This window comes from Algoriphagus sp. (assembly GCF_046296635.1).
Taxonomy (GTDB): Bacteria; Bacteroidota; Bacteroidia; order Cytophagales; family Cyclobacteriaceae; genus Algoriphagus.
In genome coordinates this window covers 22,699-46,862 of sequence record NZ_JBKBKZ010000002.1, presented here as the reverse complement: position 1 = coordinate 46,862, position 24,164 = coordinate 22,699, and the positions used below count along the sequence as shown (strand labels likewise).

At 39.9% G+C, this 24,164-nt stretch carries 24 protein-coding genes and 2 tRNA genes; 14 read left to right on the top strand and 12 right to left on the bottom strand.

Annotation, left to right across the window (positions count from 1 at the left end; genetic code table 11):
• Window position 1: 1 nt before the first annotated feature.
• Window positions 2-3,379 carry a preprotein translocase subunit SecA gene (secA, locus tag ACK4HU_RS02355; protein WP_409803239.1) on the bottom strand — a complete coding sequence of 1,126 codons (3,378 nt, stop codon included), beginning with the start codon at window positions 3,377-3,379 and terminating at the stop codon, window positions 2-4.
• 98 nt (window positions 3,380-3,477) lie between these two features.
• On the bottom strand, window positions 3,478-4,251 hold the full coding sequence (gene dapF, locus ACK4HU_RS02350; RefSeq protein ID WP_409803238.1) for a diaminopimelate epimerase: 774 nt from the start codon (window positions 4,249-4,251) through the stop codon (window positions 3,478-3,480).
• A 287-nt stretch (window positions 4,252-4,538) separates the two neighbouring features.
• On the opposite strand from dapF, the gene ACK4HU_RS02345 reads away from it, so the two are divergent.
• From ACK4HU_RS02345 to ACK4HU_RS02325, 5 genes are all read left to right on the top strand, one after another.
• On the top strand, window positions 4,539-5,294 hold the full coding sequence (locus ACK4HU_RS02345) for a superoxide dismutase (RefSeq protein WP_409803237.1): 756 nt from the start codon (window positions 4,539-4,541) through the stop codon (window positions 5,292-5,294).
• A gap of 188 nt (window positions 5,295-5,482) precedes the next feature.
• A complete protein-coding gene (locus ACK4HU_RS02340; protein WP_409803236.1) occupies window positions 5,483-6,253 on the top strand; it encodes a hypothetical protein in 771 nt (256 codons plus the stop codon).
• A gap of 78 nt (window positions 6,254-6,331) precedes the next feature.
• Complete coding sequence (locus tag ACK4HU_RS02335) at window positions 6,332-6,799, top strand: hypothetical protein (RefSeq protein WP_409803235.1); 468 nt, start codon at window positions 6,332-6,334, stop codon at window positions 6,797-6,799.
• 500 nt (window positions 6,800-7,299) lie between these two features.
• A complete protein-coding gene (locus tag ACK4HU_RS02330) occupies window positions 7,300-7,536 on the top strand; it encodes a transcriptional regulator (RefSeq protein WP_409803234.1) in 237 nt (78 codons plus the stop codon).
• A complete protein-coding gene (locus tag ACK4HU_RS02325) occupies window positions 7,533-8,765 on the top strand; it encodes a type II toxin-antitoxin system HipA family toxin (protein WP_409803233.1) in 1,233 nt (410 codons plus the stop codon). The genes ACK4HU_RS02330 and ACK4HU_RS02325 overlap by 4 nt, the downstream gene beginning before the upstream one ends.
• Before the next feature lie 87 nt (window positions 8,766-8,852).
• Here the strand turns inward: ACK4HU_RS02325 and ACK4HU_RS02320 are convergent.
• From ACK4HU_RS02320 to mutS, 4 genes are all read right to left on the bottom strand, one after another.
• Window positions 8,853-8,936, bottom strand: a tRNA-Leu gene (locus ACK4HU_RS02320).
• Between the two features lie 85 nt (window positions 8,937-9,021).
• Window positions 9,022-9,094 (bottom strand) — tRNA-Gly (locus tag ACK4HU_RS02315).
• Window positions 9,095-9,233: 139 nt separating this feature from the next.
• Window positions 9,234-10,031 (bottom strand): LuxR C-terminal-related transcriptional regulator, encoded by a 798-nt coding sequence (locus tag ACK4HU_RS02310; RefSeq protein WP_409803232.1) that lies wholly within the window; start codon window positions 10,029-10,031, stop codon window positions 9,234-9,236.
• 65 nt (window positions 10,032-10,096) lie between these two features.
• Window positions 10,097-12,700 carry a DNA mismatch repair protein MutS gene (gene mutS / locus ACK4HU_RS02305; protein WP_409803231.1) on the bottom strand — a complete coding sequence of 868 codons (2,604 nt, stop codon included), beginning with the start codon at window positions 12,698-12,700 and terminating at the stop codon, window positions 10,097-10,099.
• 81 nt (window positions 12,701-12,781) lie between these two features.
• On the opposite strand from mutS, the gene ACK4HU_RS02300 reads away from it, so the two are divergent.
• Window positions 12,782-13,315, top strand: a complete 534-nt coding sequence (locus ACK4HU_RS02300; RefSeq protein WP_409803230.1) for an RNA methyltransferase — start codon at window positions 12,782-12,784, stop codon at window positions 13,313-13,315.
• A 53-nt stretch (window positions 13,316-13,368) separates the two neighbouring features.
• Here ACK4HU_RS02300 and ACK4HU_RS02295 read toward each other — a convergent pair whose 3' ends face one another.
• From ACK4HU_RS02295 to ACK4HU_RS02270, 6 genes are all read right to left on the bottom strand, one after another.
• Entirely contained in the window at window positions 13,369-13,776 is a 408-nt protein-coding gene (locus ACK4HU_RS02295) for a hypothetical protein (RefSeq protein WP_409803229.1), read from the bottom strand.
• Between the two features lie 24 nt (window positions 13,777-13,800).
• Window positions 13,801-14,259, bottom strand: coding sequence for a PaaI family thioesterase (locus tag ACK4HU_RS02290; protein ID WP_409803228.1), 459 nt, complete (start codon window positions 14,257-14,259; stop codon window positions 13,801-13,803).
• A 1-nt stretch (window position 14,260) separates the two neighbouring features.
• Entirely contained in the window at window positions 14,261-14,845 is a 585-nt protein-coding gene (locus ACK4HU_RS02285) for a hypothetical protein (RefSeq protein WP_409803227.1), read from the bottom strand.
• Window positions 14,846-14,914: 69 nt separating this feature from the next.
• Window positions 14,915-15,673, bottom strand: coding sequence for an SDR family NAD(P)-dependent oxidoreductase (locus tag ACK4HU_RS02280; protein WP_409803226.1), 759 nt, complete (start codon window positions 15,671-15,673; stop codon window positions 14,915-14,917).
• Between the two features lie 22 nt (window positions 15,674-15,695).
• Entirely contained in the window at window positions 15,696-16,232 is a 537-nt protein-coding gene (locus tag ACK4HU_RS02275; RefSeq protein WP_409803225.1) for a YfiT family bacillithiol transferase, read from the bottom strand.
• Window positions 16,233-16,236: 4 nt separating this feature from the next.
• A complete protein-coding gene (locus ACK4HU_RS02270; protein ID WP_409803224.1) occupies window positions 16,237-16,932 on the bottom strand; it encodes a ComF family protein in 696 nt (231 codons plus the stop codon).
• An 82-nt stretch (window positions 16,933-17,014) separates the two neighbouring features.
• Between ACK4HU_RS02270 and ACK4HU_RS02265 the strand changes: the two genes are divergently transcribed.
• The 8 genes from ACK4HU_RS02265 (at window position 17,015) to ACK4HU_RS02230 (ending at window position 23,987) form a co-directional block, all read left to right on the top strand.
• Window positions 17,015-17,356, top strand: a complete 342-nt coding sequence (locus tag ACK4HU_RS02265) for a carboxymuconolactone decarboxylase family protein (protein WP_409803223.1) — start codon at window positions 17,015-17,017, stop codon at window positions 17,354-17,356.
• Between the two features lie 7 nt (window positions 17,357-17,363).
• A complete protein-coding gene (locus ACK4HU_RS02260; RefSeq protein ID WP_409803222.1) occupies window positions 17,364-17,723 on the top strand; it encodes a hypothetical protein in 360 nt (119 codons plus the stop codon).
• 106 nt (window positions 17,724-17,829) lie between these two features.
• Window positions 17,830-18,591 (top strand): exodeoxyribonuclease III, encoded by a 762-nt coding sequence (locus ACK4HU_RS02255; protein WP_409803221.1) that lies wholly within the window; start codon window positions 17,830-17,832, stop codon window positions 18,589-18,591.
• A 40-nt stretch (window positions 18,592-18,631) separates the two neighbouring features.
• Window positions 18,632-19,033 carry an ATP-binding protein gene (locus ACK4HU_RS02250; protein ID WP_409803220.1) on the top strand — a complete coding sequence of 134 codons (402 nt, stop codon included), beginning with the start codon at window positions 18,632-18,634 and terminating at the stop codon, window positions 19,031-19,033.
• A 1-nt stretch (window position 19,034) separates the two neighbouring features.
• Window positions 19,035-19,460 carry an rRNA maturation RNase YbeY gene (gene ybeY / locus ACK4HU_RS02245; protein ID WP_409803219.1) on the top strand — a complete coding sequence of 142 codons (426 nt, stop codon included), beginning with the start codon at window positions 19,035-19,037 and terminating at the stop codon, window positions 19,458-19,460.
• Window positions 19,461-19,538: 78 nt separating this feature from the next.
• Window positions 19,539-21,404, top strand: a complete 1,866-nt coding sequence (mnmG, locus tag ACK4HU_RS02240) for a tRNA uridine-5-carboxymethylaminomethyl(34) synthesis enzyme MnmG (RefSeq protein WP_409803218.1) — start codon at window positions 19,539-19,541, stop codon at window positions 21,402-21,404.
• Between the two features lies 1 nt (window position 21,405).
• Window positions 21,406-22,299, top strand: a complete 894-nt coding sequence (locus ACK4HU_RS02235; protein ID WP_409803217.1) for a class I SAM-dependent methyltransferase — start codon at window positions 21,406-21,408, stop codon at window positions 22,297-22,299.
• A 71-nt stretch (window positions 22,300-22,370) separates the two neighbouring features.
• Window positions 22,371-23,987: an Ig-like domain-containing domain gene (locus tag ACK4HU_RS02230; RefSeq protein ID WP_409803216.1), complete on the top strand. Its 1,617-nt coding sequence runs from the start codon at window positions 22,371-22,373 to the stop codon at window positions 23,985-23,987.
• Window positions 23,988-24,164 lie beyond the last annotated feature (177 nt).

The following is a 24,164-nucleotide window of genomic DNA, read 5'->3' as shown; positions in this document are numbered from 1 at the left end:
CTTAGTTTTCAATAAGGACACATTTTCCTTCGGCAATATCTTGCTCCACACTTTTATATTTCACGTCGCTTTTTTTGGTGCCGTCAGTATATTGAACAGAAACTTTGTCATTTCTTCCAAAGGTTTTTTCAACTCTTCTTGGCGCCACCACTTGCTGTGCGGGTCGACCTGCATGAGCAGCAGCAACGGCTCTATTAGCTCCGGGATTCAAAGAGCTTGCCACTTCTGCTTTTGACGTTTGAAGTTTCGGCTCCGAAGCGCGCTGAGTTTGGGCTTGCTGTACTTGAGCAGGATCTTGCTTGGGTAGATCTGCCCGAGTTAAGAAGGAAATCATGTCCTCATTTAATTTGCCAATGAAGCGTTTGAACATCTCAAATGCTTCAAACTTATAGATCAACAGAGGGTCTTTCTGCTCGTAAACTGCATTTTGTACAGATTGCTTCAAATCATCCATATCCCGGAGATGCTCTTTCCAGTTTTGATCAATAATTGCCAAGGAGACATTTTTCTCAATAGCTCTTATCAATTCTCTACCTTCTGAATGAACAGTGCTTTCCAGGTTGCAAACTACCCCAATCTGCTTAAGTCCATCAGAAATTGGTACCATGATATCTTTTACCGTTGCACCTCTTTCTTCCTGAACTCTTTTGAATATTGGAAGGGCTGTTTCAGCAATTAAGTTGTTCTTTGCTGTGTAATGCTCAAAAGCTACCGTGTAAAGCTCTTGAGTCAGCTTAGCAGCATCCTTGGATTTAAGGTCATTTTCAGAAATTTGGTGATCTATTCCCAAAGTAGTGAAAATATTCATTCTGAGGTCTTCAGCAACATCTGTGGTCTTACCCATGTCGATCAGGCTTTCGCAGACATCAAATAGAATATTAAGAATATCCAACTCAAGGCGATCTCCTTTCAGCGCATTTCTCCTTCTCTTATAGACCACCTCACGCTGTGAATTCATCACGTCATCATATTCGAGTAGGCGCTTACGTGTTCCAAAGTTGTTTTCTTCGACCTTACGCTGAGCACGTTCGATAGACTTGGTGATCATGCTGTGTTGAATCACTTCTCCTTCTTCCAGACCCATTCGGTCCATCAGTTTTGCGATTCGCTCCGAACCAAAAAGTCGCATCAAACTGTCTTCCAAAGAGACAAAGAATTGGGAAGATCCCACATCTCCCTGACGACCGGAACGACCTCTAAGCTGTCGATCAACTCGACGTGATTCGTGACGCTCTGTACCGATAATTGCCAAACCTCCTGCCGCACGGGATTCAGGAGTAAGCTTGATATCCGTTCCTCGACCTGCCATGTTGGTAGCGATAGTTACTGTACCGGATTTTCCTGCCTCAGCAACAATATCCGCTTCGCGAGCATGTTGCTTAGCGTTCAAAACTTGGTGAGGAATTTTTTTCAATGTCAGCATTCTGCTGAGTACCTCGGAGATTTCTACAGAAGTGGTACCTACCAACACGGGTCTTCCTGCTGCAACAAGGTTGTTGATTTCATCACCAACGGCATTGAATTTTTCCCGGACGGTTTTGTAAACCATATCCTCGCTGTCTTTTCTTACGATCGGCTTATTTGTAGGAATAACTACTACATCTAGTTTATATATTTCCCAGAATTCACCTGCCTCAGTCTCTGCTGTACCAGTCATACCGGCAAGCTTATGGTACATTCTGAAATAGTTCTGAAGCGTGATCGTGGCGTAAGTCTGCGTAGCATCCTCCACCTTCACATTTTCTTTAGCTTCGATGGCTTGGTGAAGTCCATCTGAATATCGACGCCCTTCCATCACACGACCCGTTTGCTCATCGACAATTTTTACTTTGCCGTCCACTAAGATGTACTCTGTGTCTCGCTCAAACATGCAATAGGCTTTGAGCAACTGATTTACGGTATGGATTCGCTGCGCTTTTACACCGTAGTCTTTTATTACTTCTTCTTTTCGGATAAGTTTTTCCTTATCGTCGATATCCACTGACTTTTCCAAGTCAGCAATTACTACCCCTATATCCGGAAGAATAAAAAATGACTCGTCTTCGTTTTTGGTGGTCATGGTTTCAATCCCACGATCAGTTAAGTCAACCACGTTGGTTTTCTCATCTATGGTAAAAAGTAGCGGCTCGTCCGCCTCAGGCATGTTTTTCTTGTTATCCTGCAGATAAAAATTCTCTGTCTTCTGAAGAATCACCCGAACACCGGGCTCTGAGAGGTATTTAATTGTCGGCTTATACTTTGGCATTCCGCGGAAAGCACGGAAAAGTGCAAGTCCTCCATCTTTGTCATTTCCTTCAGCAATCAATTTTTTGGCTGAGGACAAAAATCCCTGAACTAACTTTCGCTGCTCATCAACCAATGCTGCAACTCGCGGCTTCATTCCATCGAATTCATGCACATCACCTCTAGGCACAGGACCTGAAATAATCAATGGCGTCCTTGCATCATCTATCAATACGGAGTCAACTTCATCGACCATCGCAAAGTGATGCTTTCCTTGAACTAAATCTCCAGCTTCGCGAGCCATATTGTCTCTTAGGTAGTCGAATCCAAATTCGTTGTTTGTCCCGTAGACAATATCCGAAGCGTATGCTTTTTTCCTACCTGGAGAATTTGGCTGATACTTATCTATACAATCCACTGTCAAACCATGGAATTCAAAAAGTGGCGCGTTCCACTCGGAGTCACGCTTTGCCAGGTAATCATTGACAGTTACAATATGAACTCCACGGCCAGCAAGGGCATTTAGAAATGCCGGAAGGGTTGAAACCAATGTTTTACCTTCACCGGTGGCCATTTCGGCGATTTTACCTTTGTGGAGCACCATACCACCGATGAGTTGTACATCGTAATGCAGCATGTCCCACACGACTTCTGTGCCCGCAGCCAGCCATCGATTGTGCCAGATAGCTTGCTCGCCTTGGATTTCCACATTTTTCTTAACGACCGCCAATTCGTGGTCATGCATGGAAGCAGAGACTACCAGCTTTTCATTTTCCTTAAATCGTCTGGCGGTTTCTTTCACTACAGCGAAAGCCTGAGGCAACACTTCCTCCAAAACTTTCTCCAGTTCTTCGTCTCTCCCTTTTTCAAGCTTATCTATCTCATTGAAAAGCTGGTCTTTTTGATGAATTGCCTGTGCGGGTAAAAGGTCAATTTGGCCTCGGATTTCAACGATTTTTTCATCAATCGGCCTTAGGCGATCATTGATTATTCCTTTGATTTCCTGAGTCTTAGCTCTTAGCTCGTCATCACTAATTTCCTTCAGCACCTCGTAAGCTTGGTTGATAACACTGACTCGTGGAAGGAGTTCTTTAATATCTCGGTCGGATTTGGTTCCAAATACCTTGGCTAATCCTTTAGCAATAAAATCTAGCATGTCTATCTATAAATTCCCGATTGGGGGCTTAAAAATAAGCCGTTTTTGTTACAATTGATAATTCGTCCATTTTCTGAAGTAGATTTGGACATTGAATGTTAAATGGTGATTTTCCCTGAAAAAACCTGTTCCGCTGGTCCTATAAGCCAGATTTTATTGAAAGACCCATCAGGATTAGATTGAAATTTTACGGACAAGCGTCCACCGAGTGTATTAATTTTAACATGATTTTGTTGATGCTGCGAGCCATAAACGATGGCAGCAGCAGTTACCCCGGTGCCACAGGATAATGTTTCATTTTCGACACCTCGCTCATAGGTGCGCACGAAGATTTCATTTAGAGCAATTTGCTCTACAAAATTGACATTGGTGCCTCCAGGTGCGTATCCTGAATCGTTTCGGATGGTTTTTCCTTCATCAAAAACCGGATATTTTGCAACTTTTTCCACGAATCTTATGTGATGTGGTGAACCGGTATTCACAAAGAAATCCTCCGATTTAGCAGCAATTTCTTTTACATCTCCCATCGAGAGCTCTATTTGATCTCCAATGAGGACGGCATCGTGAGGGCCATCGATGGCCAGAAACTGGGTTTTCCCATTTACAATCCCCAAAAAAGACGAGAAAGCCACGGCGCATCTTGCCCCATTTCCGCACATACTTTGGCTACCATCAGCATTGAAGTAAACCATTTCAAACTCAAAATCAGGATGATTTCTAATTGCTATAAGGCCATCTGCACCAATACCGAATTTGCGATCACACAGCTTTTTGACCAGATCCAGATTCTCCAAGTCAAATGACTCAGCTCGATCATCGATCATGATAAAGTCATTTCCAGTACCCTGATATTTATAAAATGTAAGTTCCATGGAAACAGATAATATTTAGAGATTTCAAAAACTTCTCCAAGGCTGCAAACTTAACCAAGTTGTCACAAATTCAGACGTATTGTCTGATCCTCAAATCCAAATCCGTCAGTAAATGACTATTCTAGGCAACTAAATTGCGATTCAGCTGGTTCAATTATTGCACTGAATGTTTTATCACATCATGAAATCGAACCTGCCTGGCAGAAAAGCATTACCTAAAGCAACAAACAGCGTGATGCTCCCCCGATAGCTATCGGTATGACTTTTAAATATCAAATTATAAACTTATGAAGAAAATAGAAAACATTAGTTCAAGAAGGAAGTTTTTATCCGATACAACAAAAGCAGGATTGGTTATGGGATTGGTCGGAACAGGGATTTTAGCGAGCTCATGCGCAGCTGCAAAAGTGACCACTTCGGGCGGATTCTCCACTGGTTTTTCTCAGACACCGTTACCTTATGGTTTTTCAGCTTTGGCTCCAAATATCGATGCCAAGACTATGGAAATTCACTATACCAAACATGCTGCTGCCTATGCTTCAAATCTGATGGATGCGGCTAAAGAAGAAGGTGTGGATATTTCCAAGCCATTGGAAAATGTATTGGCTTCTATTTCCAAATATTCTGTCAAAATGAGAAATAACGGTGGTGGGCATTACAATCACGAGCTCTTTTGGAATATCATGTCGCCGGATGGAGGCGGAAAGCCCAAAGGAAAACTTCTGGAAGCAATCACTGCTTCTTTTGGGAGTTATGAATCTTTCGTGACTCAGTTTGAGAATGCTGCAAAAACCAGATTTGGATCGGGTTGGTCTTGGCTTAGTGTTGACTCCAGCAACAAGTTGGTAGTAAGCTCCACCCCAAACCAAGACAATCCATTGATGGACGTAGCAGAAATAAAAGGCACTCCGATTCTTGGATTGGATGTCTGGGAGCATGCGTATTATTTGAATTACCAAAATAGACGTCCAGATTATGTCTCTGCATTTTGGAATGTTGTCAATTGGGATGCAGTTTCCAATAGATTTGAAAAAGCTATTTAAAAGCTATTTGGGATGATTTTAAAGTCAAGGAAGTCACAAGACTTCCTTTTTTTTTAAAACGAAAATCTTGATCCGGACTGTGATTCGTACATTTTTCATTGCCAAATGAAGCTTTTATTTCCCCCTTGCTTCTTTTTTTTTAGTTGGCATCACGATTGTAACAGGTGTGAAAATCAAATTACGGTTCTATGAAAAAAGTATTGAAAAATTTCGCTTTGTTTAGCCTAGTGCTTCTAAATGGGTTCTACCTTAGCTCATGTGGCGATAAAGAAGATGACCTAATTACTGATCCTCAGACACAGGCTAAAATTACTGCAACGGCATCCACTTCTACTGCAACCTTACCTAATTCAAGAATGGCAGTTGGAGCTTTCACAGTTACTCAATTCACTGTTGGAACCCAAAATGTTGAAATGAAGTATTTTGCTAAAGCAGACCTTACTGCTGGCATCAGTCTAGGAAACTTGCAATCGAAAACTATTCTGAACGCCAATCTTCAAAAAACAGCTTCGTCAAAAAAGTCAAATGTTTTAATTACTGGTGGGAAATCTCAATTTAGTTTAATTGGTGAAGGAACAACACCTGAGGGAAACTACACTGAGGCCACTTTTAAACTTTATAAAAATGCCGGGGCGAACGCGAATGACCCAATGTTTCAAAAATCTGTTTTAATTACAGGGACGATTAATGGAAAAATCACTCAGTTCTGGACCGAATCAGAAAAAATGCTTCGTGCCTCGACTAAAACATCCACGGGAGTGGAATTAAATCAAAATACTGAAGTTGTGCTTGTATTTGAAATGGACAAATTATTTGCAGGGGTAGATTTCACAAAGGCAATGGATGCAAATGGCGATGGCAGAATCGAAATCAGCCCAAGCAGTCCTGACGGAAATGCAGCAATATTTTCAAAGATCGAAGCTAACATGGAAAGTGCTGTTAGTCTAAGAAAAAGATAGAAATAGTTTATTCTGAATAAAAAAAGGCCGGATATCCCGGCCTTTTTCATTTATTTCGGGCTTCAAAATGTAATTTCTATGCAAGACCCTAAGTCCCTTACCTCAGTTGCTCTTTTTCATGAGACGTTTAAACATCCTGTTTTACCAGAACCCACTATTCCATCCGAAACAAGATGTAATCTTCGGGTTTCCCTTTTGGCAGAAGAGTTGAAAGAATTAGAGGATGCGATTGACAACAAGGATCTCGTCGAAATCGCCGATGCCTTGTGCGACCTTCAATACGTACTTTCCGGCGCTATTTTGGAGTTTGGGTTGGGAGAAAAGTTCAAGGCGCTTTTTGATGAAGTACAACGCTCGAATATGAGTAAGGCATGTACTTCAGAGGAAGAAGCGAAAGCAACTGTAAAACACTACGAAGACAAAGGAACTCCCTGCTTTTATGAAAAAGAGGGTGATTTGTACTTAGTTTTCAGAGAGGGGGATCATAAGACTTTGAAGTCAGTGGGCTATTCGCCTGCGGATTTAAAGGGTATCTTAGAAAAATAATCCGTATGAACTGAATTTAGAAATCGATATACCTTCGGTTTTTTTATCTAAAAACACAAAAAGCCCCGCAGCTATGCGAGGCTTTTTAATTGTACCAGGAGCGCGACCTACCTCAATTAGGAAAAATCGAACCTATCTTCAACAGGCAGGCCCGAGCGTGATTGCTCATCCCACAAGATTGTATTTTACAAAAAATGAGAAAAACCCCTTAAAAGCATATAATTCAATCTTATTTAATATTATATGCTCTAAGTGGATGGGTTTTCATATCGAAACTAAATAATTTTTGATTCTATTTTATCCTAGATCACGGAAATGTTGAAATGGTCCAATCCAATACTGAAGTTATCTTGATTTGTATTTGAAATTTGGCAATTTTATGCTATCATAGTATTAGTATTCTATTTAAATTTTACTTAAATGCTACTATGATATCGCTTATTTCTCCCTCTAAAGCGGCAAAAAAAATTGCTGAAAACGTTCGAAAAAAACGTCTTATCATGGAGCTTACCCAAGAGGGATTGTCCAAGCGATCCGGGGTTCCACTGGCAACCCTGCGTAAGTTTGAGCAAAAGGGACTTATTTCCTTGGAATCTTTTTTAAAGCTTTTATGGATAATTGGTGGACTGGAAGAAGTCATTCATTCTCTAAACCCGCCAAAGCCAAATTTCAAATCAATCGACGATGTGCTCAAAGACGATAGTGGTAGGGAACGAAAAAGAGGTCGAAAGAAATGACGAAGCTAGTCACAGAAATAAAAACCGGGCTGGATTTCGGCAGCGGTATTAAGCCTGTAGGGCGTCTCGGGATGCGGGAAGGAATAATTTATTTTCAGTATCATGATGATTTTCTACAACAAGGCATTGAAATATCTCCCTTTCGATTGCCATTGCAAAAAGGGGTAATTGAATTACCGAAACGCCCTTTTGAGGGATTAGCGGGAGTTTTTAGCGATAGTCTACCTGATGGATGGGGGCGATTACTTTTTGATCGGATGGTAAGAGCGAAAGGCATAAATCCCTCAGATCTTTCATCTCTCGATCGTCTTGCTCATGTAGGTTTACATGGTATGGGTGCTTTGGTTTACGAACCTGATTATAGTCCAACCGAAAGCCATAAATTAATTGACTTGGATCATTTGTCCACACAAGCTTATGAAGTGCTGAAAGGAGGTCCAGAAATAGTGATCGATGAATTACTAGCTTTAAACGGATCTTCTGCTGGAGCGAGGCCAAAAGCACTTATAGGCGTGCATGAGGACCGTAATCAGATCGTTTTTGGAGCAAAACAGCTTGAAGGAGAATTTGAGCCTTGGTTGGTAAAATTTCCCAATTCCCAAGATGGACGAGATGCAGGTGCTATTGAATATGTCTATGCGCAAATGGCGAAAGTTGCGGGTGTTTCAATGCCTGAAGTGCACTTATTTCCCTCACAAAAAGGAGATGGCTACTTTGCTGTAAAACGTTTTGATAGAACTAAGGGCAAAAAACTTCATATGCACTCAGTAAGCGGTTTGCTAAACAGTGATTTTAGAACTCCTTCATTGGATTATGAAGACTTGATCAATCTAACAGGCATTCTCACCAAAGATATTCGTGAGGTGGAGAAAATGTACCGTTTAGCAGTTTTTAATGTATTGGCTCACAACAGGGATGACCATTCAAAAAATTTCAGCTTTTTAATGGATGAATCAGGAGATTGGAAACTTGCACCTGCTTACGATCTCACTTTTTCAAGTGGCCCCGCAGGTGAGCAAAGTACCATGGTGATGGGAGAAGGAAAAAATCCAACATTAATACATTTGGTCAAACTCGGGTCTGAGTCCAAGTTGCCAAAAAAATTGATTGAAGGCATTATTGAGGAAACTAGAACAGCATTGAACCAATGGGAACCCTTGGCTAAAAATCATGGAGTAAGCCAAGAAAATATTTTGCTGGTCTCTCGCTTGATCAATGGTAATCCATGATTTTGAAGAATTTGGCTCTTTATAGCATAAACCGTAAACATGCTTTAAAATACAAATAGCCTCGCAAAATGCGAGGCTATTTGTTTGTACCAGGAGCGGGAATCGAACCCGCACGGGATTGCTCCCACAAGATTTTAAGTCTTGCGTGTCTACCTATTCCACCATCCCGGCTTACTCTACTTGGGAGTAGAGCCTCAGTCACATTTGAGATTCAAATGCCCTGAAATGACAAAGCCCTTTTTCAAGGGCTTTACTGAGCGGGAGACGAGATTCGAACTCGCGACCCCGACCTTGGCAAGGTCGTGCTCTACCAGCTGAGCTACTCTCGCTTTTTGTCATTGCCCAAAGCTTTATTCGAGCGATTGTGGATGCAAAGGTAAGCCCACAAAATAATTTTACAAGACCGAAATGAATAATATTTTCGAGATTAACGGCAAAAACTTCATTTACTGTTGATTTACAGTCTTTTCAAAAATCATAAGAGGCTAAAATCTTAACCATTTCTCCCACATTTTTTGCTCTAAGCTTTCTAAGAATATTTTTTCGATGCGTGGCCACTGTGAAAATTGAAATATTAAAGATTTCTCCTATCTCTTTTGACTCTTTTCCTTCCAGGATCAAGTTTACAATTTCTCGTTCCTTTGTTGTCAACTTGACGGCTTTGCCAACAGGTGAGTTTTTGCTAACAAAGATCTTGGATCCATTATCCTTAGTGTAGGTATAATTCCAATCGTAGCTTTTTGTTTTGGGAGGAGTGAAAAGCTGGATAATGATGTGCAAATCCATGATGAAATTGCCTGTCTCATCAATGACATAGGGTCGAACTTTTGAGGTCATCCAAATCACTTCCCCTGTGGTCCGATGTACCCAGCGTGTGGTGTAGGAAAATTCGAACGTGTGTCTTTCTGAGATTGAAAGGCCATGAAAGGCATCAAAAACAATTTTTTGGAATCGAAATAGCTCTGGTCGATCATCTGGATGAATCATGGTAAAGGATGTCTCCATACCTTTGTTCCGGAACATCGACTCCGGGTATCCAGTCAGTTTTTCCACATTTCCTGTAAAAAATGCTAGGTTCAAATTTCGATAATCAAAACAAGCAATGACAAGGCTTTCTTGCATACCGATCGTTTTACTGATAGCAGCCAGCTCATCTTTTAACTTTTGCTCATCTATTTCACCATTGAATTCCTGATCCTTCCATTCTTTAAAGAATTTGGTATACTTATCCTGCTTTTTCAGGTCCTTGAGTAATACCTTATCCATTTTAAGTTTAAGTTCAGCGTGTGTGTTAGTTTAAATCTTTAGAAAAATATAAAATTTCGGTCATATCATTCTAATTTCTTTTTTATTTCGTGAAGTTTTAAAAGTGCTTCAATAGGAGAAATCGCATTTATATCAATCAGGTCTAAGAGTTGTTTCGCTTCTGTAAATTTTGGGTCTATTTCAAATAAACTGAGCTGGAAATTATTTTTCGGTATGGACTTGAAGTGCTCCTTTTTCTCCTTTAATTCTTTGTCTTTTTCAAGGTGTCCCATTATTTCTGCAGCTCTGAGGACAACTGGATTAGGCATCCCTGCCATTTGAGCGACGTGAATTCCAAAGCTGTGTTCGCTTCCTCCTTCTTTCAACTTCCGCATAAATATCACTTTGTTGCCCACTTCTTTGACAGAGACATTGAAGTTTTTTATTCTTGGAAAATCTCCCGAAAGCTGATTGAGTTCATGGTAGTGAGTCGCAAAAAGCGTCTTTGCTTTGAATGTGGGATGATTGTGAAGAAACTCCACAATCGACCAAGCAATTGAAATACCGTCATAGGTAGAGGTCCCACGCCCAATTTCATCCATCAGTACAAGACTTCGATCTGATAGATTATTGAGAATGCTTGCTGTCTCAGTCATCTCCACCATGAATGTCGACTCCCCTTTGGAAAGATTGTCTGAAGCCCCAACTCGAGTAAATACTTTGTCAATAATTCCAATCCTAGCAAATGAAGAAGGAACAAAACTTCCCATCTGCGCCATCAGGACTATCAGTGCAGTCTGCCGGAGTAAAGCAGATTTACCGGCCATATTTGGCCCGGTGATGATCATGATCTGTTGACTGTCATGATCGAGATAAATATCGTTTGGGACGTAATTTTCCCCTGGAGGGAGTTGCTTCTCGATTACCGGATGACGACCATCCTTAATTTCAAGGGTTTCGGTATCTGAGATCTTTGGTCTCGAATAACCATTTGATAATGCAACTTGTGCAAAAGAAAGCAGCGAATCCAATGTTCCCAACACTCTCGCATTTTGCTGGATTTGAGTGACATATTGCGCCGCTTCCTGGACTAAGGCCAAGAAATACTTCTGCTCGATTCCTTGCATGCGATCTTCAGCATTGAGAATCTTTTCTTCATATTCTTTGAGTTCGGGAGTGATATATCGCTCCGCATTGACCAAGGTTTGTTTGCGAATCCACTCCTGAGGCACTTTGTCCCGGTGGGCATGTGTTACTTCAAGATAATACCCAAAGACTTTGTTGAAGCTTATTTTCAGTGAAGAAATACCAGTATTTTGAACTTCTCGCTGTTGGATTTGAACCAAAAAATCCTTTCCGGTATTTGCCAAACCCCGGTATTCATCCAGTTCGGGATCCACTCCATCCTTGATCACTCCACCTTGATGAACCAGCATCGGGGCATCTTCTTTGAGCTCACGCTCGATTTTTTCCAGCAAATACTCGCAGGGATGGATTTGATCAGAAAGGCGCTTCAACGTAGGATTCTTCTGCATTTTCAGCATTTCCTTGATCGGAAGAGCGGACTTGAGTGCACGCTTGATTTGATTCATCTCCCGTGGATTTGCCCGTCCGACTACCACTTTGGATATCAAGCGCTCCAAATCACCAATCAGTCGGAGTGGAGCAAGCATTTCTTCGATTAGGGCTGAATTTTGGTAGAAGAAATCAACCACATTCAATCGCTCCTCGATCGCTTGCTTTTCTTTCAAAGGCAACACCATCCACTTTTTCATCATCCTCGAACCCATCGGTGTCACCGTCTGATCAAGAATCTGAATCAGTGGAACGCCCCCATCATGTTGAGGAAAAACCAATTCTAGATTGCGGATCGTGAACTTATCCAACCAGACATATTTCTCCTCTGCAATCCTGGATATCGAAGAAATATGCTGAACCTCCCGATGCTCCGTTTCTTCGAGATAATACAAGATACCTCCTGCAGCTACGATTCCGGATTCAAGTTCTTCGATTCCAAAACCCTTCAAATTGGCTGTACCGAAATGTGTTTTTAATTTTTCGTATGTGAAATCATATTGAAAAACCCAATCTTCACAGTAGAAGGTGATGAATTCGTTTTTGATGATTTCGGCAGCGATCTTTTTTGCAGCTTTTGAAAAAATAATTTCTGATGGTGCAAAACTCTGTAATAGCTTTTCCAAATAAGAGGAATTGCCTTGAGCGCACATAAATTCACCCGTCGAGACATCCAGGAAAGCAATCCCGTGGGTATCCTTTCCAAAATGAATGGAGGCGAGATAGTTATTTTTGCGAGTGTCAAGGACTTGATCGTTGTAGGAAAGGCCTGGTGTTACCAATTCAGTTACACCGCGCTTTACGATTCCTTTGACTGATTTCGGATCTTCCAGTTGATCACAGATCGCAACTCGATTCCCGGCGCGAACTAGCTTTGGGAGGTAATTGTCCAAGGAATGGTGAGGAAATCCAGCCAACTCTATGTGTGAAGCAGCACCATTTGCCCTTTTGGTCAGGACGATATCCAAAATTTTACTCGCCACGACCGCATCTTCTCCAAATGTCTCATAAAAATCCCCTACGCGAAAAAGCAGCAATGCTCCGGGATGTTTGGCCTTGATGGCGTTATATTGCTTCATCAGGGGAGTTTCTTGTCCGTCTTTGGATTTGCTCATGGGGATCAAAAAGGAATTGTGGTACTTTTGGCTTGGTATGAAAAGCTGAAAATAGCCGTTTAGGCAAGGAGATCAAAAAAGATGAAGAAATTAAGCATGGAGGAATTGGATAGGCTTTCGATTCAGGAATTTAAGCAAACCGAGAAGTCACCGATTGTATTGGTTTTGGATAATGTGCGAAGTTTGAACAATGTCGGATCAGCCTTTCGAACCGCAGATGCATTCCGCATTGAGAAGATTTTTCTATGTGGCATTACCGGTACTCCACCCCATCGGGACATTCAAAAAACTGCTCTTGGCGCTACGGAATCTGTAGAATGGGAATACTGTCTGAATACCATGGAGGCCATTAAAAAATTGAAGGAAGCTGAATATCAAATTTGTGCTTTGGAGCAAGTGAAAAGCTCAATGAAATTGAATGATTTTGTACCGGAGAAAGGAAAAAAATACGCGCTCATCTTTGGAAATGAGGTATTTGGAGTCGAAGAAGAAGTTTTAAAAGCCTGTGACCAAGTTTTGGAAATTCCACAATTGGGAACCAAACATTCCCTCAATATTTCAGTGTCTCTGGGAATTGCAGTGTGGGACTTGATGGTGAAGCTGGAACAATTTTAAAGGCAGACTGCAACAGATGCACAGATGAGCTATAAAATGCATCCAAGATTTCACTACTCCTTAAAAAACCGATATCTGATTCCAAAGGACCCTCTGAAGATATTTCCATCTCCAATAAACTGGGCAGCTTCGATATGGAAACCAAAATCCTTCCTTTCAAATGGATAAATATTCAAGCCTACAGGAATGACTAAGCCCTCGAAGCTTTGAATTCTCCCTCCAATTCCTCCATAGAAATCGATGCGATCATTTTTGTAAAAAATGTGATTAACGACTAATTCCAATGAGACATTATCAATGAAATTATCAGTTCCCACTCGGAATTCGGGAAGCCACTTTTCTCCCAATTGTTTATTCACTCCTAAAAATGGAAGGTTACTTTGATGATAAGAAACAGTCCATTGGGCAAAGGAAGCAGTGGAAATCAAGCCAAATACGGCCAAAAGAATTAGTTTTTTCATGCATGAAAAATACATGAAACTAAATTAAAATCCCAATTCACTTAGTTTCACATGAGTTTTGATCAAATTCGAGCTGGCCTTGGCGACAAATTTCCCCGACTCTTTTCTGATTACAGCTTCCCAATGATTTAGGTTTGATCCGGATCGAATCAATTTGGCAGTAACTTCAAGTTTTTCTCCGATTTGTGCAGCTGAGAGGAAATCCACGTTCAGATTAATACTTGTCATCAAATATTCCGAACCTGCTACGAAATTACCCATCCCAATCACGTCATCCAGCATCAGTGAGGCTATTCCTCCATGAAGTATTTTGCCGGGATTACACAATTCTGGTCTGACTATATAAGAAACTTTAATGTGATGAAGGTCAATTTCCAGAAGTGTGCCTCCCAGCCAATTCCCTGCTGCAGAGGGTGTTTTGTCCAGCTTTTTCCCAATTTGGGTTTTGAAAAACTCCAATCCCGAATTCGTTGTCTTTTCCATCTTAGTTGGTTTGGTTCAGGAGCCTAAAATAGTCTTCTAAGACCGTCTTTACCGCTTCTTTTTCCATTTCTTTCGACCAAATTGGAAAAGTTTTTCCCTCTGAAATGAGCTCAAATTCTGCATTTTCAAGGATTGCTGGTTTCAATTTTTCAAGCATTGAATAATGATCGGCATTGTTCCCGTTTGAAAAATCGAAAACCTGAGTTTTTTTGGCTGTTTTTGCAGAAATACGAATCGGCCATTCAGCATTTTTCAGTTCAAAATAGATGTAAGCATTTTCTTTTCCTGAATTCAAAAGAATCACCAGATCCAACGTAGGACTGGAATCAGACTGCGTTCGCTTTCCATTTCGGTAAAGTGTCATTCCTGCATCTCGACGAATTTCCCGATCATAGTGAATCGCCCTGACATTGAGGAAATAGAGTCGATTTGAGTCATTTACTCTGAAGGTTCGATCTTCCCCCGAATTATTTGCCCGGTACTCATTGAAGAATGAAAGCGCTAAAACTAATCCCAAAGATGATAAAATGAAGATTTTTAGGATTTTGACAAGTTCAGGAGTGAGGACGGAATCTCTTTTGGTCATTTTTAAGTTTGGAGACTTCCTTCATAAAACCCTCGAATTAGGCTGATGGTTTCGTTTAGATAAAAGCTGCTATCGCACATAAGACCCGGCATTCATGTCTATAGAAGTACCTGTCGCATGATCTGCCAAGCCAGAACAGAGCAACGTGACCATAGGCGCGATATCCTCGGGCAGCGTTAATTCCTTCAGCGCAATATCCTTCAATGCAAAATCTTCCCCATACTCCGCTAATATTCCATTTGCCATATCCGTACGAGTGAATCCTGGAGCAATCAAAAAGGCTTTAATCCCGATTTTTCCATAATGTCTGGCGATGGACCGTGTCAGACTCACCAATGCGCCCTTAGAAGCAGCATAGGCCAAATAGTCTGTCGTATCTCCACGGAAGGCTGCACGGGACGAAATCATTACAATCCGTCCATTTTCATGAAGTTTAGCCTGATCTACAAATTCCTTGGTGAGAATCCCAACGGCTGTAGCATTAACAGCCATCACCTTGTTCCAAATCTCCAGCCACTCCAAAGTTGGCAAAGTATCGGCTGCAGGAGGGGAGATCCCCGCATTATTCACAATCCCGGACAATGGACCATACTTTTCTACCAAGAATGGAATAAATCCAACAACTGATTCCAGTTTGGATAAATCACATGTCTCTATGAAAGCAGGGTTTTTTAGCTGATTGAGAAGACTTTCCGCCTCAGCTTTGTTGGAATTGTAGTGAATAATTACCTCGGCGCCAGACTCAGATAGTTGACGGGCTATCGCTCTTCCTATACCTCGGGAAGCTCCTGTTACGAGGATGCGTTGATTTTTTAAAGAAATATTCATGATTCTGATTCCAAAAGAAAAACTACCACTTTTCCCGCATCGCCAAATGCAGAACATGGGCCAAGTGATGCTGAGAATGCCAAGCATACATCAGTGTAACTTCTTCTAATCCTTGACTTCGATTTTTCTTAGGATGAAAATAGGTTTTTTTGAAGTCCTCGGGCTTCATTGAATCCAGTAAGGCACCCCATTTCATATGAATGGCTTGAATAATTGCTAAAGAGGACTCAATTGGCAATGCAGCATCCGACAGGTTAGCCCACTTAGCTTCATCGTAAGGTTTTACGGTTGGATTTTCCTCCGTCAAAGCCAATTTAAACCGAATAAAGGCTGTCATGTGGCTGTCTGCACAATGATGCACAAGTTGTCTTACAGTCCAGCCACCCGGACGATAAGGAGTGTCCAGCTGTGTGACAGAAAGCCGGCTCACTGCCTTAAATAAATCGGATGGAAAAGACTTGATTTTTCCTAAAGCTTCAGCGATAGCTTCAGAGGTAACCTGTTCTGGTATTTTGAACTTACCGATAGGGTATTTGAGAAATTCTATATCAATGCTCATGATTTTATTGGCCTCCTGCGGCGATGGTAACCAAATCTACATGTTTTGCACCATTGGCCAAAAGCACGTTTGCACAAGCGCAAAGTGTGGCTCCTGTTGTGATGACATCATCTACTAACAAGATTCGCAATCCCGAAATATTCTCTCCATGTCTGAGCTCGAATACCTCCTCCACATTTTCAAGTCTTTGAAGTCTGGTTTTTTTGGTCTGGGTTTCAGTAAATTTTTTCCGCTCCAGCAAATTGTCCAGTTTTAAGTCAAGAGGTTTAACGAGGCCAATGGCAAATTTTTCACTTTGATTGAAGCCTCTCCTTTTTTGTTTCATCGGGTGTAAGGGAACAGGGACAATCACGTCCCATTCTCCTAAATAGCCGTTTTGAGCCAAAAGCAGTCCATAAAGTCTACCCATTTCTTCACCTATTTCCGGTTTGTTTTTATATTTCAGCTGGTGAAGTAGCTGCTGACTTCTTCCCTTTTTTGAAAATCTCAAATAGGCCATTACGCGGTTCACTTGGGTAAGCCCCCTGATCTTTGCGGAAAGTTCATTGTCATAGGGTCTCAAATGAAAATTGGCAACAGGCAAACTTCCTTGACAGATTGTACAGAGGCAGGGTTCGAAATCGAAGAGCGCTCTTCCGCACTGAGGACAATTCCTCGGGAAAATGAGATCCAAAAAATCTTTCCAAATATCAAAACGCATTGCTAAAAAGTTCAGTTGTTACCTCTTAGGGTGGAATATGCAGTATATTTACCCCTTAGACTTATATTTAATCCTTAAGTTAATGAATCTAATAGAAGAATTCAATGCCTATCGTGCCAAGATGAATGATAAAATCCTGGGCGAAGACAATAAGGTAATCAAGCGTTTTTTCAACCTTGACACGAATACCTATGCAGCAGGGGAACTGGATGTGAAAACCAAAGAGATGATCGGATTGGCCTGTTCTATGGTATTAAGGTGTGATGATTGCATCAAATATCATCTAGGGAAAAGCCACGAGGCGGGATTAAAAAAGGAAGAGATTTTTGAGGTTTTTTCAATTGCCCTCGTTATCGGAGGTTCCATTGTCATCCCACATTTAAGGAGAGCCGTAGAATACTGGGAAGAACTTACAAATCAATAATTTACAGATGTTTAAGCGGGATCTTGATCTTGAAAAAAGATGGTCTAAACTATTGGACGGCTTGAAAGACACGATTGGTAAAAAACCAAACGATCTGAATGGCGTACTGTTTCTAATAGGTGTTCAAGAGTTGGGAAAAGGAACAAAAACTTTTTCAAAAGAACAAAAACAGGATTTAATGCATATTGCTGTTTGTAAAGTTCTGAGCTATGCAGGATTCTATGAATTGGAATTTGTCGATCAAGAAGGTTGGCCCCATTGGAAGTTGATAAAAGAACTTCCTCACTTTGATCTATTAGAGCAGGAAAAACTTCTCAAAATTCAGGTGATGGAATACTTTGAAAAGGAATACCAAATAGAAATTTGAATGAAATCGAGCATAGCACAAACGACAAAAATTATATGGTTAGGAATTATGCGAAATTCCTCCCGTTAGCGATCGGGATTTCTGCTGGAAAAAAAATTATAATTGGATGAAACTTATTTCCTACAACGTAAATGGAATCAGGTCTGCAATGACGAAGGGTTTTGTAGATTGGCTAAAGCAGGAAAATCCAGATATCATTGGTTTACAGGAGATTAAGGCTCAGGAAAAGGATATTGATCCCAGTATTTTCCAAGATTTAGGATATAATTTGTATTGGTATTCAGCTGTAAAAAAAGGATACAGTGGAGTGGCAATTTTCTCCAAAATCAAACCCAAATCAATCAAATATGGCATGGGTATGAATAAATATGATGACGAGGGAAGGATGATTCAAGCGGATTTTGATGGATTTTCCTTTATCTCATCTTATTTCCCGTCAGGAACAACGGGGGATCTACGTCAGCAATTCAAGTATGAGTTTCTTGATGATGTATTTGGTTATATTCAGGATCTAAAAGAAGTCAACCCAAAGTTGATTTTAAGTGGGGATTATAACATTTGTCATAAACCCATAGATATCCATAATCCTATTTCCAATAAAAACTCATCTGGCTTTCTTCCAGAAGAACGTGCATGGATGGATAAGTTTACTGAAAATGGATTCATTGACACCTTTCGATATTTCAATACTCAACCACACCAATACTCGTGGTGGAGCTTCAGAGCAAATTCAAGAGAAAAGAATTTGGGATGGAGAATAGATTACCACATGGCAACCAAGGAATTGCAAAACAATCTGAAAAGTGCCGTAATTTTGCCTAGCGTAAAACATTCGGATCATTGTCCGATTGTATTAGAAATTGAGTAAGAAAAAAACAAAAAGATCTGAATTATAGAATATTTCCAAGATGAACTCTATTAAAATTTCAATTCCATCTCTGATCGAGAATATAAAGATCATCGAAAGTTTTATTGATAATGCGAAAGATAGTTTCGAAATAAACGATGACATCTATGGAAATATCATGATCTCTGTTACCGAATGTATCAGTAACGCAATAATCCACGGTAACCAAAGTGATAAAAATAAACTCGTCCACCTCGAACTTAATATGGAAGGTGATCAACTTAATTTTATTATTGAGGACGAGGGCGAAGGATTCGATTTATTAGAATTACAAGATCCCACTTCTCCGGAGAACTTGGAGAAGCCAGGCGGTCGAGGTATTTTCTTGATTAGACATTTAAGCGACGAAGTAAAATTTGAAGAAGGTGGAAAAAAAACCATTCTTTCCTTTTATATAGACTAATATGGCAATTCAGTTTTTTTCTGAAGAGATCAAATTTGAACTTCCTCAAAAACTGAAAAGGAAGAATTGGCTAAAGAAAATTGCGGAATCTGAAAATTTCCAAGTAGGTGAGTTGAATTACATCTTTTGTTCAGACGAATACCTTTATCAAATCAACGTTGATTATTTAGCACACCACACCTATACAGATATTATCACTTTTGACAACTCTGAACAAGATGGTAAAATCGAAGGTGATATATTCATCAGTTTAGACAGAGTGAGGGAGAATGCATCAAATCATCAACAATTAGAAGAAACCGAACTAAGCCGAGTAATTAGTCATGGTCTTTTCCACTTGATGGGCTACAAGGATAAAACCAAAGTCCAATCGGATCTTATGCGATCCAAAGAGGAGTTAGCCATAAATTTATTCCATAATATTTAACTGTTCCACGTGAAACAGTACACTGGCAAGAAATAAGAATCCGCCAGCTGTTTCACGTGAAACATCAAATCATTTATCATGTTTCCATTATACGATGTCATAGTAGTAGGGGCGGGGCACGCAGGTTGTGAAGCGGCACATGCAGCAGCAGCTATGGGTTCAAAAGTTCTACTTTGTACTATGAACATGAATACCATCGCACAAATGTCCTGCAATCCCGCAATGGGAGGGGTTGCAAAAGGACAGATTGTACGCGAAATTGATGCGCTAGGAGGAATGTCAGGAATAATTTCCGACAAGTCTATGATTCAGTTTAGAATGCTAAACAGATCAAAGGGCCCTGCGATGTGGTCTCCACGCTCACAAAATGATAGAATGCGGTTTGCTGAAGAATGGAGACTTACATTGGAGCGAACTCCAAATGTTGATTTTTGGCAGGAAATGATCTCTGGGTTACTGGTTAAAAACGGAAGAGTAGTAGGAGTAAAAACTGCAATCGGAATAGAAATTCCCTCGAAAACTGTTGTTCTTACAAATGGCACATTTCTCAATGGAATCATTCATATTGGTGAAAAGCAGTTCGGTGGCGGTAGAACAGGGGAGTCAGCCGCCAGAGGAATCACGGAGCAATTGGTTCAATTAGGCTTTGAAGCGGGAAGAATGAAGACAGGAACTCCACCAAGAGTGGATGGAAGAAGCCTTGATTACTCAAAAATGGAAGAGCAATTTGGGGATGAAAATCCTGAAAAATTTTCCTATTTGAATTCAACTGTTCCACTTAAATCCCAAAAATCTTGCTGGATAACCTATACAAATAAAGAAGTACATCAATCACTGGAAACAGGATTTGATCGATCTCCCATGTTTAATGGCAGAATTCAAGGTTTGGGTCCCCGATATTGTCCAAGTATCGAAGACAAAATCAACAGATTTGCGGAACGCGAACGACATCAAATATTTGTAGAACCTGAAGGGTGGAATACAGTAGAAATCTATGTCAACGGATTTTCCACCTCACTACCTGAAGATGTACAGTACAAGGCATTACGTTTAATTCCCGGATTTGAAAATGCCAAAATGTTCAGGCCTGGCTATGCAATAGAATATGACTTCTTTCCACCTACACAGTTGAATTCTACATTAGAAACAAAACTGTTGGAGAATCTCTATTTCGCTGGACAAATCAACGGAACAACAGGATATGAGGAAGCAGCTTCACAGGGATTAGTGGCAGGAATAAATGCTTGTTTGAAAGTTCAGGAAAAAGAACCGTTTATATTAAAGAGATCGGAAGCTTATATTGGCGTGTTGGTAGATGACCTTATCAATAAAGGTACTGAAGAGCCATATAGGATGTTCACCTCCAGGGCTGAATTTCGATTACTCCTACGTCAGGACAATGCAGATTTGAGACTGACACAACTTGGCCATAATATAGGTCTTGCATCAGATGAAAGACTGGAAAAAATGCAAGAAAAGAAGTCAAACACTGCCAAACTGATCAATGACCTCAAACAAAAGAAACTTAGTCCTGAATCAATCAATCAGGGCTTGGAATCTATGGGTACAGCAACAATCCTAGAAAAAATAAGTGTGGAGAAATTGCTAAAACGCCCTCAAATAGGAATGAATGAACTTATTTCTGTAGATGAGGAACTTTCAGAATATTTAGGAAAATACTCAAAAGACGTATTGGAGCAAGCTGAAATCCAAATAAAATATGACAGCTACATTGATAAGGAACAACAGCTGGTCGATAAGCTATCAAACATGGAACATTATCAAATTCCCCAGACTTTTGATTTTCTATCAATCACAGCTCTTTCAAATGAGGGTAGACAAAAACTCACCAAAATCCGTCCTCAAACATTAGGGCAAGCATCGAGGATAAGCGGAGTATCCCCTGCGGATTTATCTATCTTGACAGTCTATTTAGGAAGATAAAATGTTAGAAAGACTTAGCAAATGTCCATTATGTAAAAGTGGGCGTTTTCTTAATTACGCTGAAATAACAGATCATGCAGTGAGCAAAGAAAATTTTATGCTTTGCAAATGCTCAGACTGTCAGCTCGTATTTACTAACCCAAGACCTAGCCAAGAAGGAATTGGACCATATTACAATTTCCCTGAATACTTTTCACATGATGATAAAACCAGGAATTTGACGCAATGGCTGTACAAAAAAATCAGAACCTATAATATCTCGAAAAAAGTCAGTTTTATTGAAACATTTAAAAAGAAAGGGAAACTTCTCGATTATGGCTGTGGTACCGGCGAATTCCTCAAGGCAGCAAAAAAACAAGGCTGGAAGGTAGAAGGAGTCGAACCAAATGAAAAAGCAAGAAGACAGGCAAACCTTAAACTGAAAAATAAAATAAAACCTGCCCTCGAAGAGATTAAGAAAGATTCTGAGTTTGATGTAATTACTCTTTATCATGTATTGGAACATATTCATGATCTAAGAAAAACAATAAAAAAAATTATAAGCCACTTAAATTCAGATGGTTACTTAATAATTGCTGTTCCAAATTATAATAGTTGGGATGGAAAATTTTATGGTAATACCTGGGCAGGTTGGGATGTTCCAAGGCATTTATACCATTTCAATTCCTCAGCAATAGAAGGTTTTAAAAATAATTTTAATCTAGAATTAAAGGAGATAAAACCCATGAAATTCGATAGTTTTTATGTTTCATTACTGTCGGAAGGTTATTTAGAAAAGAACTCATCTTTAGTAAAAAGATATTGGAAGGCAATCATTAATGGATTAAAGTCCAACCGCCAAGCCAAAACACCCGGACATTATTCAAGCAATATTTACGTTTTCCAAAAGAAGTGACAAGATTCAAACACCTCCTATATACACTTTCTTTTTTACTCTTGGCTTCCTGCGCTAAGCAAAGCACACCAATGGGAGGACCCAGAGATGAAGATCCACCAATCCTACAATCGTCCAATCCAGCTGATCAATCTCTTAATACAAAGCCAAAAGAAATAATTTTGACTTTTGATGAATACATCAAACTTGACAATGCATCGAAAGGAATTGTTATTACGCCAAGGATTAATAAAGATGAGGTAATCTTTACCGCACTCAAAAATGTCGTAACTATCAAACTAAATCAGGAACTAGAGGATAGCACAACGTATGTATTTAATTTTCAAAAATCAATAGTAGATATATCCGAAGCAAATCCGGCAGAAAACCTAAAGTTGGTCTTTTCGACGGGAAATTCCATTGATAGCTTAAGCGTAACAGGAAAAATTAACTACCATTTTCCTCCTTCAAAACCAGACTACTCAAATATTGTGGTAGGAATCTACCCGGTAGGAGATACTACAGACGTATTTACAGCACCACCTTATTACCTAAGTCAAGTAGATAGTACAGGAACTTTTTCCATTACAAACATTAAAGATGGTAAATACTTGGCGTATGCCTGGAAAGATGCAAACGGAACATTAAAAGCTGAATCGAAATCTGAAGAATATGACTTCATTTTGGATACTCTTATTTTGAATAGAAACATTGAAAACGTCCAATTCAATCTATCTAAAGGTGATTTGACTCCCATAAGAATATTAAGAAGTGCTCCATTAGGAAAAAACTTTGATATTATTCTAAACCGAACTCCAGTAGAAACAAGGATAGAAAATAAGGAATTGAGTAAAGAATATTTCTATACCTATTCAGACAACAGAATTAGAATCTATCCAAGAAGTTCAAAAACTGACAGCATTCCATTCAACATTAGCCTAACTGACTCAGTGGGATTTAGGAAGGATTCCTTGATCTGGGCGAAATTTCCAGAATCAGAAAGAAGACCAGAAAAACTACAAGTCACAGCAAATTCAGGAAAAAGCTTCTATAATAATCTGGAAATTGAACTCCAATTCAACAAGCCCATCCAATCGGTTAACTTCGATTCCTTGTTTATTTCTTATGATACTGCCTCAAGAATCCCCATAACCAAGCAAATGACAGTATTTCAGGATTCATCAAAAATGGATCTATTAAAAGTACGTTTATCTGTACCAGATTCAATCAGCAAGGAAATATTTACAATAAAAGCCAGTGACTCTACTTTTATGGACATTGAAAATCAATACAATGAAGCAGTCCTTTCTGCCAATTACCGAAAACTGAAACGGAGTAACCTAGCAGATGAAATTTCCGGATCAATATTAAATGCCAGTCCTCCCTTTATCGTACAGCTTCTGAATTCAAAAGATGAACTGGTTCAAGAGCAATTCTTACAAAACTCCAACAATTATTCCTTCAAACTATTAGAACCTGGAACTTTCAAAATTCGGGTGATTGAAGATTCCAATGGAAATAAACGATGGGACCCAGCAAATTTTATACAACGAAGAAATGCAGAACGGGTCTTTTACTTCCTCAACGAAGAGAAAACGCAAGATTTAATTATTCGAAGTGGATGGACACGTCCCGAACAGAATATTCAGGCAACACCACTAACCGGAATAGGACAAAACATAAAAAACGGTGTGGATAATGATAATTAGACTGTGGGAAACTCTAAGATATCACAGATTTATTTATTCAATTTTCAACAATTTTTTTTAAAATCAATTATATCATTCAGCTAATGGGGAAAACTTAGATTTGTCCACAAAACACAATCAGACTATCCACAACAGACTTAACCACATTTATCTTTTAGCAAATAATCCACCAGATAA

Excerpts from the sequence above, each read along its gene's own strand:
- secA (WP_409803239.1), bottom strand. The coding sequence starts at position 3,379 with ATGCTAGATTTTATTGCTAAAGGATTAGCCAAGGTATTTGGAACCAAA.
- dapF (WP_409803238.1), bottom strand. The coding sequence starts at position 4,251 with ATGGAACTTACATTTTATAAATATCAGGGTACTGGAAATGACTTTATC.
- ACK4HU_RS02345 (WP_409803237.1), top strand. The coding sequence starts at position 4,539 with ATGAAGAAAATAGAAAACATTAGTTCAAGAAGGAAGTTTTTATCCGAT.
- ACK4HU_RS02340 (WP_409803236.1), top strand. The coding sequence starts at position 5,483 with ATGAAAAAAGTATTGAAAAATTTCGCTTTGTTTAGCCTAGTGCTTCTA.
- ACK4HU_RS02335 (WP_409803235.1), top strand. The coding sequence starts at position 6,332 with ATGCAAGACCCTAAGTCCCTTACCTCAGTTGCTCTTTTTCATGAGACG.
- ACK4HU_RS02330 (WP_409803234.1), top strand. The coding sequence starts at position 7,300 with ATGGAGCTTACCCAAGAGGGATTGTCCAAGCGATCCGGGGTTCCACTG.
- ACK4HU_RS02325 (WP_409803233.1), top strand. The coding sequence starts at position 7,533 with ATGACGAAGCTAGTCACAGAAATAAAAACCGGGCTGGATTTCGGCAGC.
- ACK4HU_RS02310 (WP_409803232.1), bottom strand. The coding sequence starts at position 10,031 with ATGGATAAGGTATTACTCAAGGACCTGAAAAAGCAGGATAAGTATACC.
- mutS (WP_409803231.1), bottom strand. The coding sequence starts at position 12,700 with ATGAGCAAATCCAAAGACGGACAAGAAACTCCCCTGATGAAGCAATAT.
- ACK4HU_RS02300 (WP_409803230.1), top strand. The coding sequence starts at position 12,782 with ATGAAGAAATTAAGCATGGAGGAATTGGATAGGCTTTCGATTCAGGAA.
- ACK4HU_RS02295 (WP_409803229.1), bottom strand. The coding sequence starts at position 13,776 with ATGAAAAAACTAATTCTTTTGGCCGTATTTGGCTTGATTTCCACTGCT.
- ACK4HU_RS02290 (WP_409803228.1), bottom strand. The coding sequence starts at position 14,259 with ATGGAAAAGACAACGAATTCGGGATTGGAGTTTTTCAAAACCCAAATT.
- ACK4HU_RS02285 (WP_409803227.1), bottom strand. The coding sequence starts at position 14,845 with ATGACCAAAAGAGATTCCGTCCTCACTCCTGAACTTGTCAAAATCCTA.
- ACK4HU_RS02280 (WP_409803226.1), bottom strand. The coding sequence starts at position 15,673 with ATGAATATTTCTTTAAAAAATCAACGCATCCTCGTAACAGGAGCTTCC.
- ACK4HU_RS02275 (WP_409803225.1), bottom strand. The coding sequence starts at position 16,232 with ATGAGCATTGATATAGAATTTCTCAAATACCCTATCGGTAAGTTCAAA.
- ACK4HU_RS02270 (WP_409803224.1), bottom strand. The coding sequence starts at position 16,932 with ATGCGTTTTGATATTTGGAAAGATTTTTTGGATCTCATTTTCCCGAGG.
- ACK4HU_RS02265 (WP_409803223.1), top strand. The coding sequence starts at position 17,015 with ATGAATCTAATAGAAGAATTCAATGCCTATCGTGCCAAGATGAATGAT.
- ACK4HU_RS02260 (WP_409803222.1), top strand. The coding sequence starts at position 17,364 with ATGTTTAAGCGGGATCTTGATCTTGAAAAAAGATGGTCTAAACTATTG.
- ACK4HU_RS02255 (WP_409803221.1), top strand. The coding sequence starts at position 17,830 with ATGAAACTTATTTCCTACAACGTAAATGGAATCAGGTCTGCAATGACG.
- ACK4HU_RS02250 (WP_409803220.1), top strand. The coding sequence starts at position 18,632 with ATGAACTCTATTAAAATTTCAATTCCATCTCTGATCGAGAATATAAAG.
- ybeY (WP_409803219.1), top strand. The coding sequence starts at position 19,035 with ATGGCAATTCAGTTTTTTTCTGAAGAGATCAAATTTGAACTTCCTCAA.
- mnmG (WP_409803218.1), top strand. The coding sequence starts at position 19,539 with ATGTTTCCATTATACGATGTCATAGTAGTAGGGGCGGGGCACGCAGGT.
- ACK4HU_RS02235 (WP_409803217.1), top strand. The coding sequence starts at position 21,406 with ATGTTAGAAAGACTTAGCAAATGTCCATTATGTAAAAGTGGGCGTTTT.
- ACK4HU_RS02230 (WP_409803216.1), top strand. The coding sequence starts at position 22,371 with ATGGGAGGACCCAGAGATGAAGATCCACCAATCCTACAATCGTCCAAT.